Annotated in this window: 13 protein-coding genes; 6 read left to right on the top strand and 7 right to left on the bottom strand. The window is 64.2% G+C overall.

All coding sequences use genetic code 11. From position 1 onward, the window contains the following. Window positions 1–33 precede the first annotated feature (33 nt). The 3 genes from JDV76_RS03325 to JDV76_RS03315 form a co-directional block, all read right to left on the bottom strand. Window positions 34–840, bottom strand: a complete 807-nt coding sequence (locus JDV76_RS03325; RefSeq protein WP_198735469.1) for an energy-coupling factor transporter transmembrane component T family protein — start codon at window positions 838–840, stop codon at window positions 34–36. Next, complete coding sequence (locus JDV76_RS03320) at window positions 837–2963, bottom strand: ATP-binding cassette domain-containing protein (RefSeq protein ID WP_198735468.1); 2127 nt, start codon at window positions 2961–2963, stop codon at window positions 837–839. Before JDV76_RS03320 ends, JDV76_RS03325 begins: the two co-directional genes overlap by 4 nt. 236 nt (window positions 2964–3199) lie before the next feature. Then, window positions 3200–4048: a TatD family hydrolase gene (locus JDV76_RS03315; protein ID WP_198735467.1), complete on the bottom strand. Its 849-nt coding sequence runs from the start codon at window positions 4046–4048 to the stop codon at window positions 3200–3202. A gap of 268 nt (window positions 4049–4316) precedes the next feature. On the opposite strand from JDV76_RS03315, the gene JDV76_RS03310 reads away from it, so the two are divergent. Genes JDV76_RS03310 through JDV76_RS03285 form a run of 6 tightly spaced genes read left to right on the top strand, consistent with a single transcriptional unit; the run spans window position 4317 to window position 11355 of the window. Continuing rightward, entirely contained in the window at window positions 4317–4895 is a 579-nt protein-coding gene (locus JDV76_RS03310; RefSeq protein ID WP_198735466.1) for an MptD family putative ECF transporter S component, read from the top strand. After that, window positions 4892–5611, top strand: coding sequence for a CbiQ family ECF transporter T component (locus tag JDV76_RS03305; RefSeq protein WP_198735465.1), 720 nt, complete (start codon window positions 4892–4894; stop codon window positions 5609–5611). The genes JDV76_RS03310 and JDV76_RS03305 overlap by 4 nt, the downstream gene beginning before the upstream one ends. Next, on the top strand, window positions 5608–7134 hold the full coding sequence (locus JDV76_RS03300) for an ABC transporter ATP-binding protein (RefSeq protein ID WP_198735464.1): 1527 nt from the start codon (window positions 5608–5610) through the stop codon (window positions 7132–7134). Before JDV76_RS03305 ends, JDV76_RS03300 begins: the two co-directional genes overlap by 4 nt. Next, entirely contained in the window at window positions 7131–8930 is a 1800-nt protein-coding gene (locus JDV76_RS03295) for an ABC transporter ATP-binding protein (RefSeq protein ID WP_198735463.1), read from the top strand. The genes JDV76_RS03300 and JDV76_RS03295 overlap by 4 nt, the downstream gene beginning before the upstream one ends. Before the next feature lie 5 nt (window positions 8931–8935). After that, window positions 8936–10699 carry an ABC transporter ATP-binding protein gene (locus JDV76_RS03290; protein WP_198735462.1) on the top strand — a complete coding sequence of 588 codons (1764 nt, stop codon included), beginning with the start codon at window positions 8936–8938 and terminating at the stop codon, window positions 10697–10699. 14 nt (window positions 10700–10713) lie between these two features. Continuing rightward, window positions 10714–11355, top strand: coding sequence for a TetR/AcrR family transcriptional regulator (locus JDV76_RS03285; RefSeq protein ID WP_198735461.1), 642 nt, complete (start codon window positions 10714–10716; stop codon window positions 11353–11355). A 20-nt stretch (window positions 11356–11375) separates the two neighbouring features. Here JDV76_RS03285 and JDV76_RS03280 read toward each other — a convergent pair whose 3' ends face one another. From JDV76_RS03280 to JDV76_RS03265, 4 genes are all read right to left on the bottom strand, one after another. Further along, window positions 11376–12176 (bottom strand): HAD-IIA family hydrolase, encoded by an 801-nt coding sequence (locus tag JDV76_RS03280; RefSeq protein ID WP_198735460.1) that lies wholly within the window; start codon window positions 12174–12176, stop codon window positions 11376–11378. 78 nt (window positions 12177–12254) lie between these two features. After that, the gene (locus JDV76_RS12865; protein WP_198735459.1) at window positions 12255–14549 is read right to left on the bottom strand and encodes a PQQ-binding-like beta-propeller repeat protein; all 2295 of its coding nucleotides are present in this window, start codon (window positions 14547–14549) and stop codon (window positions 12255–12257) included. A 200-nt stretch (window positions 14550–14749) separates the two neighbouring features. Further along, complete coding sequence (gene metG, locus JDV76_RS03270) at window positions 14750–16579, bottom strand: methionine--tRNA ligase (RefSeq protein WP_198735458.1); 1830 nt, start codon at window positions 16577–16579, stop codon at window positions 14750–14752. A 113-nt stretch (window positions 16580–16692) separates the two neighbouring features. Then, window positions 16693–18525, bottom strand: coding sequence for a BCCT family transporter (locus JDV76_RS03265; protein ID WP_198735457.1), 1833 nt, complete (start codon window positions 18523–18525; stop codon window positions 16693–16695). Window positions 18526–18567: the final 42 nt, after the last annotated feature.

The raw sequence follows: 18567 nt of genomic DNA, 5'->3' as shown, positions 1-18567 counted from the left end.
CGTGCGTTTCAGGGTTCCGGTGGTTCGAAAAGGTCACCCCAGGACGAGGAGACCAACAATGCTGGCGCCCACGATGACGGTCGGGAGGACCCAGTGCAGCGGGCGGAACTCGATCGCATGATGCAGTGTCCGACTCCGGTAGGCGCCGAAGGCACGCCCGTCAACCGCAACGGAGAGCTGCTCCCCTTGTCGCATCGACGCGGCGAGGACGGGTACGGTCGCCGCGGCCATCACCTTAGGCTGCGCCGTCCTGCTGCCCCGGGACCGCAGCACAGACATGCGACTGACGGTGGCGAGGTCCCGGCCGATGATACGGAGATAACGCATGCCCAGTCCGAGAATGTCCACCACCCGGTAGCTGATCGGGAGGTAGCGGAGCACGGTGTCGATAAACTCACGCCAGGTGACCATGAGCAGCAGCGGCGCGGCGACCGTACCCGCTGCCGTCGTCCGCAGACCACCGGTCAAGCCCTGGAACACTTTCTCCCGCGGCGGATCACCGGGCAACCAGTCCACCGGCGGCGAGTACACCGCGGGGTCCGGTAACCAGAACAGAAAGCTGAGACCGACGACAACGACGAGCACCGGCAGCGACAGCGTCGCAGCGAGTCCCCACCGGGGGTTGAGCACCCAGATGGCGATGAGTGTGGCCGCCATGACGACCGCGGGAAGCCCCGGTCCCCGTGCCATGAGGGTGACCACCATGGGAACCACCACCGCGGCTGTCACGAGCAGGGGATGCGCCCAGCGACTTCGCGGGGTGCGGCGGTCGTAGGCACGGACCGCCGCCGTCCGCTCCTTCTCCGTCAGGGTCCGCATCTTTTCCGGAACGGAACTCATACCGGGTTCACTCCTTCTGTCCGTCCGCTGACCAGACGCATCCGGTGGGTGGCCACCGCATCGGCGAAGTCGGGATCATGGGTGGCGATGACCGTCACACGGCCACCCGCGTGGGTCGAGATGATGTCCGCTATCTGTCGGGCACCCGTGCCATCCTGGGAACTCGTCGGTTCATCGAGCAGCACCAGCTCGGGATCTCCGATCATCGCGACGAGAACAGCGAGCCGCTGCCGTTGTCCGCCCGAGAGTTTCAACGGATGCTTGGCACCCGCATCCACCAGGCCGATCATGCCCCGCCAGCGAGCGAGGTCCTCCCCCGTGGCCGTGATTCCGGCGGCTCTCGCTGCGGCGGTCAGCTCCGAATCGACAGTACCGCTCAGAATCAGGTCACCACTGCGCTGCGGAGCCCAGCCAATCCCTGATCGGATCCGGTCTCGGCGGTCCGGATTCACCCGTCCACGGAGCCCCCGGCGCATACCTGATAGCACCCGGATCAGGGTCGTCTTCCCAGATCCGTTCGGGCCGCGGAGCGCAAGGACCGAACCCGCCGGAACCTCGGCGTCGACGCCGTCGAGAAGCTCCCTGCCATGACCGTGCACCCCGACTCCCTCGAGCCGAATCCCCGGATCACCGTCCGCAGAGGGGCGGGTCGATGCGGTAGGGCAGTCCAGCCCCGAACCGACAAAGGTCTCATCGTGCGCCCAGGGCTCCGGCACTCGGAGACCCAGTTCCCGACACTCCGCGGAATGTCGCCCGTAGACCTCCTCTGGCGTTCCGTCAACCGCGACCGATCCTCCCGGAGCGATGACGATGACCCGGTCCGCCAGGCCCATATGGGCCTCCGCATGATGGTCGACCGCGAGAACCGTGATGTCCCGGTTCCGCCGGATCCGTTCAAGGACCTCCGTGAACCGCTCCGTCGCCTCATCGTCGAGCTGGCTGGTCACCTCGTCGAGCACCAGAACTGGTGTGTCGAGAACGAGCGCGGCCGCGAGGACGAGGCGCTGCTGCTCGCCTCCGGACAGAGTCCATGGGTCACGCAAGGGGTGGATGTGGGACAACCCGACGTCGTCGAGGGCAGCCAGCGCCCGCCGGGTACCTTCCTCGGCAGGAACGCACAGATGGTCCAGGCCGCGGCGAATCTCGTCGATCACCGTCGCTGCGAACAACTGACTCTCCGGATGCTGCCACACCGCGGCGACACGGCGGCTGACCTCGGCCACGGGGGCGACCGTCCCCTCGGGCCCAGCGACTGTCGTTCCGTCGATGCGCACGGATCCCGTGGTGTGCGCAGGGAATCCCGCACCAAGCACCCCGGCGACCGAGAGCGCGACGGTGGACTTGCCCGATCCGGTCGGACCGGACACGAGCGTGTAACTGCCTGCGGCGAGCGTGATGTCCACGTCATCCACAGCGGACACCGAGGCACCCGGATACGTGACACTCAGGTGATCGATGACGACCGCCGCGGACCGCGGGGCCGCTTCGCTCTTCCGTGGAGCCCGGGAGATCCGGGCGGCGTCCTGTGCCCGCGCCCTGTCCAGGGCGATGCCGCGGAGGTCGAACCCGGCCCCTATCAATCGCTTCGCCAGCAGCCAGGCCAACCAGCCGTACACCGCCCCAAGGCCGATCCGTACCACGCCTGCCATCACGATCCAGATCGTGTCCAACAGGAGGAACTCCCGGTAGAAGAACATGGAGATCCAGTTCACCGTACCGACCGCCATGCTGGCGAGGATCGCGGCGAGCAGCCAGCCACCGCTGGAGTCGCGGTTCCGGCGCAGGGTCCACGGGGCCAGTACCGCATCGATGATCAGCCCGGAGATCGGTGAGAAGGGGTTAAATCCGACGATTCCGGCAACGACCGAGGTGATGGTGGCGACGCCCGGGCGGCGGAGCAGCAGCGCCGCGGTGATCATCGGGAGCATCCACGGGAAGGGGGTGGGGAACGCCAGCCACGGCACCGTCACCTTCAGCACCCAGCCGATGGGGCGGGCGATCTGAATGATCAGCCCTGACGCGGCTCCGAGGACACAGCAGACGATGAGTGCCCGGGTGGTGAGGGTGGGGAGCCGTAGTCGGTTCCGCGGCGACGCGGTGTCCGGACCCGTCGTCACGCTCACTGCGCCATCATCGGGCATCGGCCCTCGGATCCGTCGCGGAGATGGGAAGAATGCAGCGGCTGCGGTGATTGCGGGGGCACGGAGGGGTCCTCTCGGCGGGGTCGGACAGCGAGACACGACCGCCGGACCAGGAACAGAGCCTCAGCCCCCTCCGGCATACTCCGGCGGTATTACCATCAGGCTAACCTTATCCCACCTGCCTGCTTCACTTACGCTCCCCACCTACCGGTGGTGGTTCAACCCGGGAGATCCAGGCCGTAGACCCGGTCGAACGTGGCATTGACCTCGTCTGCGAGTTCCCTGACCTCCACGCCACGAACCTCGGCGATACGGGCGTAGGTGTGCCCGATGAGTGCCGGTTCGTTCTTCGATCCGCGGTACGGAACGGGCGTCATGTAGGGGGCGTCGGTTTCTACGAGCAGCTGGCCTGCAGGGGCGATCCGCGCAGCCTCCCGCAGATGATCATTCGCATTGAACGTGACATTGCCGCTGAAGGACAGGACGTACCCGCGGGACAGCGCTTCCTCCGCCACGTTCAGTGGAGAGGAGAAACAGTGCAGCATCACCTCGCGGGGTGGCGGGGAATCGGCGAGGATCCGCAGAAGATCGGCGTCAGCCTCCCGGTTGTGGATCATCAGTGTTCGCCCAGAACTCACGGCGAGGTCAATGTGCCAGCGGAGCGCCTCCTCCTGGGTATCCATCGAGGCACAGGTTTCGGAATGGTTGATCCAGTAGGCGTCCAGACCGGTCTCCCCAATCGCGACGCAGCGCGGCTCGCGGGCCATCTCGGTGAGCCGGGCCCGGACGGTGTCATCCATCTGATCCGCTCTCGTGGGGTGCACGGCACACGCCGCGTAGACACGCTCGTGGTTGTTCGCCGCCGCAAGGGCGGCGCATGCCTCCTCCAGCCCATCCCCCACGGTGCAGAGCTTCTCGACACCGGCATCCACGGCACGGGCGACGAGGGCATTGACCGACTCCGGTGTGCGGGCACCGCAGCTCGCGAGGTGCGTGTGGGCGTCAACCAGTCCCGCGACTCGGTCCGCGGGAACAGGGGTGGGACGGGGCTTCTTGTTCTTGGCCATGTCGGTCGATTCTAACGGCCACGGACGGTGTGTCTCACGGAGCACCATGAATCCGGCACGGAGCGCTGGGCGGATGCCATCTGGCCACGGGGCGAGTCCCCACAGGAAGCCCGGGCACTCCCCTACCGTTGAGGGTAAGCCTATGCTATTACTGAATAGCAATCACAGTTATGGGGCGTCTACCCGAGATACCCCATTTACCCACGGCACGACAGATCAAAAAACCAGGCAGTCGCTCTGCGACTCTCATCACCCGAAGGAGCACCGAGTGGCATCCCGCCTCGACACCAGAGATTTCATCAATGTCGGCATATTCACCGTCATCTACTTCCTCATCCTCTTCACCACGGGAATGCTTGGAATGATCGGCCCCCTGATCATGTTCGTCGGGTTCGGACTGGGCCTACTGCTCAACGGCACCGTCATAGCCCTGTATCTCGCACGCACCCCGAAGATGGGCGCGCTGACCCTGATGAGCCTGATCGTCGGAATCCTCTTCGTCCTCACCGGGCATCCCTGGATCACACCGATCGTCTCCACCCTCGCCGGGTTCTGCGGCGACATCGCCTTCGCCCGTCTCCGCGGCAGCTGGCGCATGCCCGTCGCCTACGCGATCTTCTCTCAGCTCTACATGGCACCGTGGGTGCCCCTGCTGTACAACTCGACCCAGTACGTCGATGACATGGCCGGGACCATGGGTCAGGATTACGTCGACGCACTGGAGTTCTTCCTGCAGCCCCGGTCCATGATCGTCTGGATGATCCTCGTCTTCGTCCTGGCCCTCATCGGAGGACGGATCGGGGTGCGTGTCGGGCAACGGAACTTCGCACGGGCAGGGCTGGCGTGAGACACGCCGATCCACGCACCCTCATTCTGCTGCTGCTGACCGTCAATGCCCTGATGATGGGGCGGACCGATCAACTCGTGACCATCGCGGGCGCACTGCTCACGGTCACGGCCCTCCTATTCACGGGACGAGCCCGGTGGGCGATCGTGCTCCTAGTCTCGGTCTTCCTCCTGACGGCCGCCGCCTACTGGATCCCGACCCACTGGCCAAACTCAGCTTCAGCACTGATAGGGGTGCTGGCCTTCTGGATCTCCCGGTTCACGGTGGCCGCAGGGATCGCCGTGTTCGTCCTCACGCAGTTACGTCCCACGGAGTTGAATGCGGCACTGCGCAGGATGCATACCCCACACTGGCTCATCATCCCGCTGGCCGTGGTCGTACGGTTTCTCCCCGCACTACTGGCGGAGACCCGTGCGATCAACGAGGCCATGAGCCTGCGCGGGATCCGGCCCGGCGCGCTCGGTCTGCTGTTTCATCCAGTGCGCTACGGCATCTATGTCGTCATCCCACTGCTGTCCTCGGCGATCCGGATCAGTGACGAGCTCGCGGCCGCTGCGTTGATCCGTGGGTTGGGTGTCACCACCCTGCCCGACGGATCAACCGTCCACCCGACGACTGTGACCCGGATCGGTTTCGGACTGACAGATCTGGTGCTGCTACTCGGCATCGCCGCGCTCGTGGGTCTGCATTTCAGTGGATGGGAGCTGCAGCGATGACGGAAACGGGGCGGATCACCCTCGACGGCGTCAGCTTCAGCTACCGCGCCGATCGCTCTGTCGAAGCCAACGATGTCTTCGGGGTGGCCGGGACAGAGACAACGGCGCCGGTGGAGCCCAAACGCGGGGTCAGCGGCATCACCATGAACTGTGCACCGGGAAGCCTCACAGTGTTGTGCGGGCCATCGGGCTCCGGGAAATCAACCGTGCTCCGTCTCATCAACGGGCTTGCCCCGAACTTCCATCCGGGCGACGTCAGCGGAACGGTCCTAGTCAGCGGAGCCGACATGCCGACGACCCCTCTGGCGGAGGTCGGGAGATTGAGCGCCACCGTGTTCCAGAATCCCCGCACGCAGTTCTTCACTTCGACGGTGACCACGGAGCTCGCCTTCACTCTCGAGAACTTCGGGGTCGCTCCCCCGGAGATCCGTGAGCGGGTTGCCACGGCAGCCGACCAGTGCGGAACCTCCGGACTCCTCGGACAGAAACTGTCGACTCTGTCCGGTGGACAGCTTCAGCGGGTCGCTTGCACCTGCGCCGTCGTCTCCGGGGTGCCGGTACTCCTGCTCGACGAGGCGACTTCGAATCTCTCTCCGCAGGCGATCGATGAACTCAGCGATCTACTCGTGGAGCTCAAGGCGGAGGGAACGACGATCATCACCGCCGAACACCGGCTCCATCATCTGCGGGATCTCGCGGACGAGGTGTACTACCTCCGCGACGGCCGTATCGAGCACCATTTCACCGGGCAGGAGTTCTTCGATCTCGATGAGGTAACACGGCGAGCTCTGGGCCTCAGGTCACTCACCCGCCCGACGCCGCCCAACCCCACCGCAGATCCGCATTCTCCCGATACCACCGAGGGACTGGAGCTACGTGACATCCGATTCTCCTACGGGAAGAATCCGGTGCTGGACATCGACCGAATGGTTTTCCCGGCGGGTGCCATCACGGGATTGATCGGACCCAACGGAGTGGGAAAGACCACTCTCGCACGACTGATCTGCGGACTCGAAAAACCTGCACGCGGTGGCCGTATCACCTTGGCAGGCAAAACTCTCTCCGCTCGGGCCCGGGCGGCGGCCGGGTACATCGTCATGCAGGACACCGGACGCCAACTGTTCGCGGACACCGTCCTCGACGAAGTCACCCTCGGCACCCCCGGAGACCACGACGCCGCCGAACTTCTAGCGGCGCTCGGGTTGGCGGACACCGCCTCCCGGCATCCCCTGTCGCTGTCCGGTGGGCAGCGGCAACGGCTGGTCATCGCCACAGCATTGGCACAAAAAAAGAAAGTGTATATCTTCGACGAGCCGACGTCCGGGGTGGACCTCGCACACCTGGAGGCGATCGCCGCCAAGCTACGGGAACTCGCCGACGCTGGTGCCGTAGTCATCGTCATCACCCACGACGCCGAGCTGATCTCCGCCTGCTGCGACCGCGTCATCGAGCTGACCGCGCCCCGGGGAACGGTCCCCACACACGGCACCCACCCAAACCAGAGTAAGGAGAATCACCCATGACAGCTCCCCAGGAAAACCAGTCCACGACCATTCAAACGGTGGTTGAGGACCCCAAGGCTAGATCAGCGGCGGAGAAAGCCGCCCTGAAGGAACTGCTCGCACCCGTGTCGACAGCCCTGCTACTCGGCCGGGTATTCGGAGTACTCTCCGGAATCACCGCTATCGCCCCCTACATCGCTCTCGTCCGACTGGGCACGATATTGCTCGATGCCCGGGCAGCCGGGGTGCCCCCGGACGGTGGAGATGTCCGTTCCGTCACCGCGTGGCTCATCGGCGCGTTCCTCCTCCAGGCGATGTTCATGTTCATCGGTCTAGGAATCACACACCACGCCGATCTCAGACTCGGGGCACTCGTGCGGCGCGCCCTGATCGCCAGAGTCGCCACCGCCCCGTTAGCGTGGTTCACGGACACCAACTCCGGACGGGTCCGCAAGGCGGTACAGGATGACATCCGCACACTGCACACACTTATTGCCCACGCCCCGGTGGAGACGGCGGCCGCTGTCTCAGCGCCAACGGCGCTCATCATCTACGCGTTCGTCGTCGACTGGCGGTTGGGCCTGCTCGCCATCGCGAACCTTCCCGTTTACATACTCATCATGGCCCTGTCCATGCGGGGCATGGCAGAGAAAACCGTGGAGATGGATGTCCTGCTCGGGGACGTCTCCGCAACCGCCGTGGAATTCGCCGAGGGTATCGAGGTGGTCAAGGCGTTCGGCCAGACCGGCCGTGCGCACCGACGCTTCGCCGATGCTGCGGATCGCTTCGCGAATTTCTTCTACGACTGGTGCGGCCCACAGATGCGCACGTCTTCGCTCGCTGAGTCGATGATCAGTGTCCCGCTGCTCATGCTCGTCAACGTCTCCGGTGGTGCCTTCCTCGTCCGCAGTGGCGCAGTCACCGTCCCCGATGTCCTCGCAACCACACTCATCTCCCTGGTGATCCCAGCGGCGATCACCGTCGTCGCCACCTCGAGCTGGGCCTACATGACCGCCGGGGCATCAGCGATCCGGTTGCGGGAAACCCTCGACACCCCCTCCCTCAGAGCCGGTACCGGAGCAGAGCCTGATGGCCACACGATCCGGTTCGAGGACGTGAGCTTCGCCTACGGGGAGACTCTCGCGGTGGATCACGTCACTATGACCTGCCCCGAGGGAACCATCACCGCTCTGGTCGGCCCCTCCGGATCCGGAAAGTCCACCCTCGCGACGATGCTCGCCCGGTTCACCGACCCCGATTCCGGACGCATCACCCTCGGTGGCGTCGACCTCAGGAACTTCACCACCAGACAGCTCTACCAGCACGTCAGTTTCGTACTTCAGAACCCGAAGCTGCTCCGCCTGTCTGTCCGCGAGAACATCCGGCTCGCCACACCCGGGGCGACGGACGAGGAGATCTGGGCCGCCGCCGAATCCGCCCACATCGCGGATGAGATCCGTGCTCTCCCAGAGGGGCTGGACACCGTCATCGGTGGGCCCGACGGCACCACCCTGTCAGGTGGGCAGTCTCAACGTATCGCCATCGCGCGCGCACTACTCGCCGACGCCCCCGTGCTCATCCTCGATGAGGCACTGGCCGCGACTGACCCTGACGCCGAATCCGCGATCCAGCAGGCACTGAACACACTGGTCATCGGCCGCACTGTCTTGGTCATCGCGCACCGGCCCGAATCCGTGTTCGGCGCAGATCAGGTCATCAGGCTCGCCGAGGGCCGTATCACCGACACACTCACCGGCGAGCAGGTCACCGATGACGCAATCGCCACCCTCATGGGACAACCCCGAAACAGGAAGTGACCATCATGGCTGCCACACGATTCGATCCACTCCAGCTCGCCGTCCTACGCAGGCAGATGAGCCCCGAGGGAAACCGGGAATTCACCGTCCATCTCACTGTGAGTGTCGCCAGCGGAATCTTCGAGGGGCTCGCACTACTGTCACTGCTTCCCGCCGCTGCGGCGCTCGCAACCGGCGAGACCGCAGCGGGGTTGCCGTTCGGTGCTTGGCTCGGAATCCTCGCGATTCTCGCTGTCGTTACCTTCTACAGTCGCTACCGCCAGGCGGTGACGGGTTACGGTGCCGTCACCGACTACATGCGCTGTACCCACCACGCCCTCGGAGACCATCTCGCGACCCTGCCCCTCGGATGGTTCAGTTCCGCCTCAACCGGGGGACTGTCGAGGTTGGTGTCCAGCGGCTTCATGCTCGTCTCGCAGATCCTCGCGCACATGCTCCACGCCGTAGTCACCCAGGTGAGTTCACTGGTCGTCGTCACCATCGGGGTGTGGATCTGGGACTGGCGGATCGGCTTGACCCTCACCCTCACCACGCCGTTGATCTTCGCCAGCCTCGCACTGCTGAGAAGGTACAAGAATCTCAGTGATCAGAAGGTCGCCCGCACCGACCGCGAACTGTCCGACCGGCTGGTGGAGTTCGCCATCTGCCAACCCGAGCTCCGCGCGGCAGGCCACACCGATGACTTCGGTCCCCTTGTCCTGGCGGGCGAGCACAATGACTCCGAGAGAATGCGGGACCTGAAGCTCTCCGTTGTTCTCCTCGGAATCAACGGGCTTGTTCTTCAGATGGCCGTCGTCGCGCTCATCACCGCAGCCACACTCGTCGCCACCGCTGGTTCGATGAACCCGGTCGAAACCGTGGCTTTCATCGGGTTGATACTCCGGTACAGCCAGAATCTCCAGATACTCAGCGATTCCTTCACCGCAGTGACCGTCGCTCAGGCCCCCATCGCCCGCATGGGTGCCATCCTCGACACACCCGTCTTCGAGGAGCCCACACAGCCTGCCGTTCTCGACGCCCCCGGTCGTGTCGAGCTCCGGGACGTCAGCTTCGGTTACAGCGACGGGACCCCGGTTCTCCGGAGCATCTCCTTCACCGCGGAATCCGGCACCCTCACCGCGCTCGTCGGCCCCTCCGGTTCAGGAAAGACGACCATCGCCCGCCTGATCTGCCGCTTCTACGACACGGATGAAGGATCAGTGTGTGTGGGCGGGGCGGACGTACGTGACCAGTCCACAGAACAGTTGATGAAGCAGGTGTCGATGGTATTCCAGGACGTCTATCTCTTCGACGACACACTCGAGGCCAACATCCGGATCGGCCGACCTGACGCCACGGACAAGGAGGTGCATGAAGCCGCACGCATGGCCGGTGTCGACGCCATCGCGGACCGTCTCGGGTGGGACGCGAAAGTCGGTGAGGGCGGCCGTTCGCTGTCCGGGGGTGAACGCCAACGAGTGTCCGTCGCCCGGGCGCTACTGAAGAAGGCACCGATCGTGCTCCTCGATGAGGCGACCGCCGCCCTCGACGCGGAGAACGAGGCTAACATCGTCGCATCCGTCGCGGAGCTGGCCAGACATTCCACCGTCATCGCGATCGCCCACAAGCTGGACACCGTTAGGGCCGCTGACCAGATCATCGTCTTGGATGAGGACGGTCATGTCACGCAGAAGGGTACGCACGACGAACTCATCACCAGGCGGGGCCCCTACCGGCAGTTCTGTGAACGCCGCGAAGCCGCGGCAGGGTGGCGCCTGACACATTCCTGATAGCCTTGTGATCTATGGAACCATGTCAGACCCCGCGCCGGAAGACTGGCCCCAAACCGGTATTCACCCTCGATCAGGCGGTGGACGCCGCGATTGCACAGGGAATCGACCGCTTCACCCTCACAGGTGTGGCCAAGAGACTGGGGGTCGCTGCCCCCAGTCTCTACCGCGTGGTCAAATCCCGGGACGATCTCCTCATGCACTGCTTTCTCCGCGTCACCGGCGGTCTCAATTTACCGGATCCGGAATCGAGCTGGCAGGACCAGCTGCGCGCCTACACGGCCGCGGTGTGGGAGATGTGCGGAACGTACCCCGGTATCGCGTATTCGCTGCTGACATTCCCCGGTTCACACTTCGCCATCCAGGACTACCTGGACGATCTCACCGAGGGGCTGATCCGTGGCGGGTTCCCCGGCGGGGATGATGACATGCACTTCATCGTCGACATGCTGGGCGACAACGTCCTGGTGGCGAGCATGGTCACCCAGTCACTGCGCGACGGTGATGGATTCGAGCTGGCGAGGCAGCGCCTCGGTTCCGTCCGTAGCGAGGACAAACAGCACTTCCCGATCCGGGAGGATCTGTGGGACTACAACTGGCTGCAGCGCAAGACCGAGTTCGTGATCCGGGGAATGGAGCTGCAGCTGCGCGGATGACTGCGCAGCCGTTGCCCGGGCTACTTCTTCTTCGATGGCCCTGTCGCGGGCTTCAGCAGCTGGCTCACACCGTCAAGCATCTCGTTGGCCTGGAACGGGAACTCCCGGATCGAGTCCTTGGAGGAAATCCCCGACAGCACCAGAACGGTGTACAGACCAGCTTCCATACCCGCGACGATATCGGTGTCCATCCGATCACCGATCATTCCGGTGTTCTCGCTATGGGCGCCGATCTTGTTGAGCGCCGACCGGAACATCATCGGGTTGGGTTTACCGACCACATAGGGTTCCTTCTTGGTGGCCTTGGTGATCAGCGCGGTGATCGCGCCGGTGGCGGGAATAATTCCCTCTGAGCTGGGCCCGGTGGGATCTGGGTTGGTGGCGATAAACCGCGCCCCCTCGTCGATCAAACGAATCGCCGTCGTGATCGCCTCAAAAGAATAGTTTCGGGTTTCCCCGACGACGACGAAGTCGGGCTCGCGGTCGGTGAGAACGAAACCCGCCTCATGAAGTGCGGTGATGATACCGGCCTCGCCGATGACGTAGGCGGTCCCCCCAGCGGCCTGTTCCTTCAGGAACGTCGCGGTCGCCAGCGCCGAGGTCCAGATGCGGTCCTCCGGGACGTCGAGTCCGGAGTCCTGAAGACGGGCCGCGAGATCCCGCGGCGTGTAGATGGAGTTGTTGGTGAGCACCAGGAACGGGGTCTCGTCCTTCTTCCAGGTCTCAATGAGATCCTGCGCCCCGGGAAGGGCCTTTTCTTCGTGTACTAAGACACCGTCCATGTCGGTGAGCCAACTGGATACATCTGATCGGGTACGCATACTCCCCACGGTAGTCCATCCAGACCGGCTCTGACTGTCGGAATCCGGTCCGGGAACACCACCGCGGTCCCACCTCCGCTACTGATACCGGGTGGTTCCCTCCGGCCCGACGTCATTGGATACCAGCCGTGCGTAGCAGTCGTCATGCCCGAATCCCTCGTCCCGGCACCACTGCAGAGCGCCTTCCGCAGTGGTGAACCCGACACCCGCCAGGGTGACCCACCAGTCCTTGCGGTCGTAGTTCCGCCAGTCACCGCTCCACACCAGACGTGAGGTCGGGTACCGGTCGCGGAACTCCAGGTGGGTTTGGAGAATCGAAGCATAGTCCATTCCACCGGTTCCGGGTCGCATCGACGCCAGCTGCGGCTGCCACAGACCAGCGAGTTCAGCGGCGACAATCGGCCGGTCCCGACGCCGGATCTCCTCCAGGGCATCACGTGCGTTGGTGGTGGCCTCCGCAGCTTCAAGACCGTTGTCCCGGGCAACCCCCGCTTCCGCGGATCTGCTGAGATCAACCTCAGCCAGTCGTGTCTTTCCGCTTCTTCCGCCTTCGCCGCGTTCACACTCGACGATGAGGGTTCCAGCCGATAGTCGCATGGTCCCGGAGACCTCTCCCGTGGCCGCAGCCCTGTCACCGGCGAGGCTGCCCGGGGCGATCCAGTAGCTGCCCTCGGGGAACACGAACCGGACGGTACGTCCCGAAGCCGGGACAGCGACCGGGGACGCGGACAGGTCGAACACTCCACTGGCGACTGTGGTTCCGCCATCCGTCAGCAACCGGATCGCGAAACCACTGCCGTCGAGGAGATCGCCTTCGGGGCAGGTGGGTTTCACGAACATATCGGCGGTGAGGATCCCCCCATCCAGGGACAGTGTCTCGGCCTTCAGCTCCGGGACCTTGCCACAGGCGGTGAGCACGTCCGGGACATCCGTGGAGACGGCCACCGACGATCCGGTGGCGGTGTCGGACTCGCCCGCCCCGGCGTCACCGCCCGCCCCGGCGACGGTGATGTTCCCCTGCCCGGGAAGCAAGGTGACGGGACCTCCCGTCGCACGGTAGAAGTTCACGCCGGCCCGGTCACTCACGATGAGACCGTCCGGTGCCGTAGCGACTCCGCCACCGGCTCCGGTGACGGACAGCGTCCACACCACATCACCCGTTGCGAGGTCGACCGCCTGGCCGGTGGTGGTGAACAGTCGCTGGCCGTCTGTTCCCACCGGCTCCCCGGGATCCTCAACAGGCCCGCTCCAGAGGACATCCCCGGTTGCCATGTCAATACCGATACGGCCCCCCGACGCGGTGAACACAGCGGTGTCCCCCACCACGACAAGACTACGCACACTAGAGAAGGAAGTCGCCGCCCACAGAATCAGATCGACGATGACGTCACCGTTGTCGAGGTCCACCAGATCTCCACCGGCGATGGCGACGCCCCGTGGTGTCGTGCTCACCTGCCAGGACGGTAGAATCACGGACTCGTAGTCACCGATGATTGTCCCGTTCATGGCAGTCAGCGTTCCGCGTCCGGCGGGGCCGCCGCTAGCACCGGGGGCGGGGTTCGTGCAGGGTTGGGAGAACAACGGCCCTTCCGGCCCTGGGACCGCAGAGAATGTAGCGCCCGTAGTGAGGATCTCGAGGGTGTCCGGATCGAACACGAAGGTTCCCGCACTGCCGGTGTCCAACCCAATCGAACCGTTGAATGTCGCGGAGGGCGCCGGGTCACCGAGGATCGGGCACGTCTGGGATGCGGCGATCGTTTTGGTCGACCAATCGGTGCCGCTGATGTCCCTTCTGGCCAGCAGATAACCGTCACCACCGTCGGGGTAACCGTGGAGGTACACCGCGCCGCGGTAGACGAAACCACCCACGAGCTTCCGTATGGCGCTCGTCGCCACCGGATTCCCTAGGAGCTCCTCGCCGCTACCGGTGACCGCGTCAATCAGTCGGAGTCCTGTCCCGGCGGACCTGCACACGAGCTGTCCGGAATGCGCAAAATCCGGGAAACACCCCAGTTCGTCGTCCCGCCACATCTCGGTTCCTGTACCGGTGTCGTACGCGACGACACCGTCGCCGTCGGAGTCGAGCACCGCCACGCCCCGCTCGACGTAGAGCGGGGCCCGGGCTATGGGATTTGATCCGGGTGCTCCGGAGGCTCTCATCGATAGGGCGGGGGCATGCCATCCAGCGACGGGAGTCGTGGGAAACGTGACCCGCGACAGGTACGGGGAACTGATGGTGTGCATGTCCGTCCCGGAAACATCCCCATCCGCGTCGGATCCTGCGCCACCGGGAATCCCCGGAGCCCCACACGCGGCGACACCGAGAAGGAACACCGCAGCGAGGACGCGGATAAGTACCCTCCACGGCTTCACACCGGTGTGGAATCGGCCTGCACCATGAGGATAGAACACTGCTGTCAGCTCCCGGGATCATCGGCCGCCGCCGAGAGCGAGCCCTCAGTGGACCCCGGACACCCTAGGCTACGTGCACGAACAACTGTCTTGATCCGAGGGTACCGGAGTCGATGCAACGGGTGACCGTGGAAAGGGGTATGTTGCGGCGAATCAACCCCTCACTGCACCGGAGCCCACTCCGGGCCGGTTTCCCCGAGTTCCGGGTCGAGCTTCGCGATGAGCGGTTTCGGCTTAGCAAGGGTGGTTCCCGGGACGACGTGGATGCGCTCCCAACGGGCCTGCTGGTTGGTGTAGTCACCCATGATGACCGGGTAGCTGCGCCCCTTCTCCGGTACGCCGACACCGACCGGCTCGACAGGCATGTCGTCGGTCACCTCGTGGATCTCAGGCATAGCGGCCCAGACACCGTCGCGGCCGAGGGTCTCGTGGACCTTCTGTGCGGTGTGCGGGAGATACGGAGTGAGGAGGGTGTTGCAGTCGCTGAGCACCTGGAGGGCGGTATGTAGCACGGTGGCCAGCCGCTCGCGCTGCGACTCATCCTTGGCAAGCTTCCAGGGCTCCTGCTCGGCGATGTAGGCGTTCGCCTCGCCGACGACGTGCATCGCGTGGGTGATGCCTGCCTTGAACTTTGACTGCCCGAGTGCCCCACCCACGACGTCGAAGGCCTCCTCCGCGAGCGTCAGTATCCGCCGATCTGCCTCGGTGAATTCACCCGGGGTCGGGACCTCCCCGAAATTCTTGTAGGCCATCGACACCGTCCGGTTGACCAGGTTGCCCCAGCCGTTGGCTAGCTCGTTATTCACCCGACGGACGAACTCGTCCCACGTGAAGTCGGTGTCGGTGTTCTCCGGGCCTGCGACGGCGATGAAATAGCGCAAAGGGTCGGGGCCGAACTCCTTCAGGAAATCCTTCACGTAGATGACCACACCCTTGGACGACGAGAACTTGGAGCCCGACATGGTGAGATACTCGGAGGACACGACCTCAGTAGGGAGCTGAAGGGGACCGAATTCGCCCTGCTGTCCGCCTTTAGCACCGAGGCCACGGTATCCCAGGAGCTCTCCCGGCCAGATCTGGGAATGGAACGTTATGTTGTCTTTGCCCATGAAGTAGTAGGACAGGGCCTCCGGGTCGGTCCAGAACTTCCGCCACGCCTCCGGTTGTCCGGTGCGCCACGCCCACTCAATGGATGAGGAGAGGTAGCCGACAACGGCATCGAACCAGACGTAGAGCTTCTTCGCTCCATTCTCGGACCAGCCGTCGATCGGGACCGGAACCCCCCAGTCAATGTCCCGGGTCATTGCCCGCGGACGCAGATCCCCCAGCAGGTTGAGCGAGAACTTCAGGACGTTCGGGCGCCAGTCAGTGCGCCCCTTCAACCACTCCTCGAGCGCCCCGGCGAGGGCCGGAAGATCGAGCAGGAAGTGCTCGGTCTCGACAAACTCGGGAGTTTCCCCGTTAATCTTGCTAACCGGGTCGATGAGGTCGGCCGGGTCGAGCTGATTGCCGCAGGCGTCACACTGGTCGCCACGGGCCCCCGCGGCACCGCAGAGTGGGCAGGTTCCCTCGATGTACCGGTCGGGCAGGGTGCGGCCCGTGGACGGACTGATGGCCCCCATGGTGGTTTCCGCGACCATGTATCCGTTGTCGTGGAGCCCCCGGAACAATTCCTGGACGACCGCGTAGTGATTCCGGGTGGTGGTCCGGGTGAACAGGTCGTAGGACAGGCCCAGACCAGCAAGATCCTCAACAATCTGGCGGTTATACCGGTCCGCGAGTTCCTGAACACCCACCCCCTCTTTCTCCGCCTGCACGAGCAGTGGGGTGCCGTGTTCATCCGTGCCGGAGATCATGAGCACGTCCGACCCCGACATTCGCTGGAAACGGGCGAACACATCGGAGGGGACACCGAACCCCGCCACGTGTCCGATGTGGCGGGGACCGTTGGCGTAAGGCCAGGCAACAGCAGTGAGCACAGACTTCGTCATGTGGACCAGCCTAATTTATCGGCTCATCGGGTGCCGCCCCGGGGCCCGGAGCAGAACGAAACCCCACCTTCGGGCGAACCGTGGGCGGGGTGACGTAGTCGAATCTGGAACCGTTACTTACCGGTTACCTTCTTCACGGATTTGGAGACGACCCTGGATTTGGGTGCCTTCGCCGCCTTGGCAGCCTTCTTCGCCTCGCGCTTCTGGTGCTCCGCATGGATACGGGCCTCACGGGCGAGATTCATGGCGAACTCCCGCTGTGCCTTGTGGTCCAGGTAGAGCTGATCGTTGCGCAGGTCCTTCACGATCGCGAACATCAGCAGGAAGATCACGAGAAGGAAGGGGCTGGCGACAATGATGGTCACGTTCTGCAGATTGCTCAAGACATCCTCGCCACCAGTCATCAGGAGAGTCAGCCCGATGGCTGCGGTACCGACTCCCCAGCCTGCTGTGACGAAGCGGTTGGCTTCCAGACGACCGTTCTGGCTCATTGAGCCCATCACCGTGGACGCGGAATCCGCGGAGGTGATGAAGAATGTGGCCAGCAACAGCATCGCGAGGAATGCGGCGATGGATCCACCGGGCAGTGTGTAAAGGAGATCGAACAGCTGACGCTTGGCGTCACCGTCACCGTAGATGGACTGCTCAATCTGCTCGAGATGGATGGCGGTACCGCCGAAGATACAGAACCAAACGACGGAGACAGCAGTCGGCACGGCGATAACGCCGATGACGAACTCACGGATCGTACGGCCCCGGGAGATTCGCGCCAGGAACATGCCGACGAAGGGGCTCCAGGAGATCCACCATGCCCAATAGAAGATGGTCCAGCCCGCGAGCCAGCCGCCGGCGGTACCGTTGGCGGAATCCGCGGTCCGGGCTGCCATCTCGAAGAACTCGAGGAGATAATTGCCGGCGGCGGTCGGGATCATGTTGAGGATGTGGACCGTCGGGCCGAGGATGAACACGAAGACGGCGAGGAGACCGGCCAGGATCATGTTCACGTTGGAGATATACTGAATTCCCTTGCCGACACCGGACATCGCGGAGATGACGAAGGCGAGCGTCAGAACGAGCACGATCATGAGAATCGTGTTGTCGGAGGCGTCCGGTACCAGACCGGTCTTGTCCAGACCGGCGGAGATCTGGACTGCTCCGATTCCCAAGGAAGCAGCGGTACCGAACACCGTGGCGATGATGGCGAGAATGTCGATGATCTTGCCGAGTACGCCCTCCGCGCCCTTGACCCCGATCAGCGGGGTGAAGGCGGAACTGAGCAGCTGCTTACGACCGACACGGAACGTGGAGTAGGCGATACCGAGACCGACGATGGCGTAGACGGACCACGGGTGGAGGGTCCAGTGGAAGAGGGTAGTGGCGAATGCGGTGCCGACCTCCTGCTCCTCATGACCGGGAACTCCGGCGCGGTAGTGGCCGAGCGGCTCGGAGGTTCCGTAGAACATCAGACCGATTCCCATGCCTGCCGCGAACATCATCGCGACCCAGCTCACCGTGGAGAACTCGGGGGCCTCGTTGTCCCGGCCCAGCTTGATGTGGCCAAACTTCGTGGCCGCGAGGACCACGATGAACGCGACGAACACTGTTCCGAACAGGGCGAAGGCCCAGCCGAAGTTGTTCACGACGACCGCCAGGGTGTCCGAGGCGAAGTCGGAGAAAGTCAGCGGACTGGCCAACCCCCAGACAACCACAGCGATGACGATCGCCATGGCCGGTAGGATCACGGGCCAACAGAGCCGATGGAACTCGGCGTCGGCCTCCGAGACGATGTCGTCGGTATCATCAGCGTGGTGGAGATTATCCGGCGACTCCAGCATTGACGCCAGTGTCTGCGTCGCTGACCGGGGCCTGGGTTCAGTCAGACCGTCCTTCGGTCCGCGCTGATGTGTGTGGTGCGCGTCTTGTTCATTCGGGTCAGAGTTGGTCATGTTTCCAACATGGTGCCAAAAGCATGATTAATCAAATGACCA

Origin of the sequence: Corynebacterium marambiense (assembly GCF_016342275.1) — a bacterium.
GTDB lineage: Bacteria > Actinomycetota > Actinomycetes > Mycobacteriales > Mycobacteriaceae > Corynebacterium > Corynebacterium marambiense.
The sequence above is the reverse complement of the archived record's forward strand: the minus strand, read 5'-3'. Positions and strand labels throughout refer to the sequence as shown.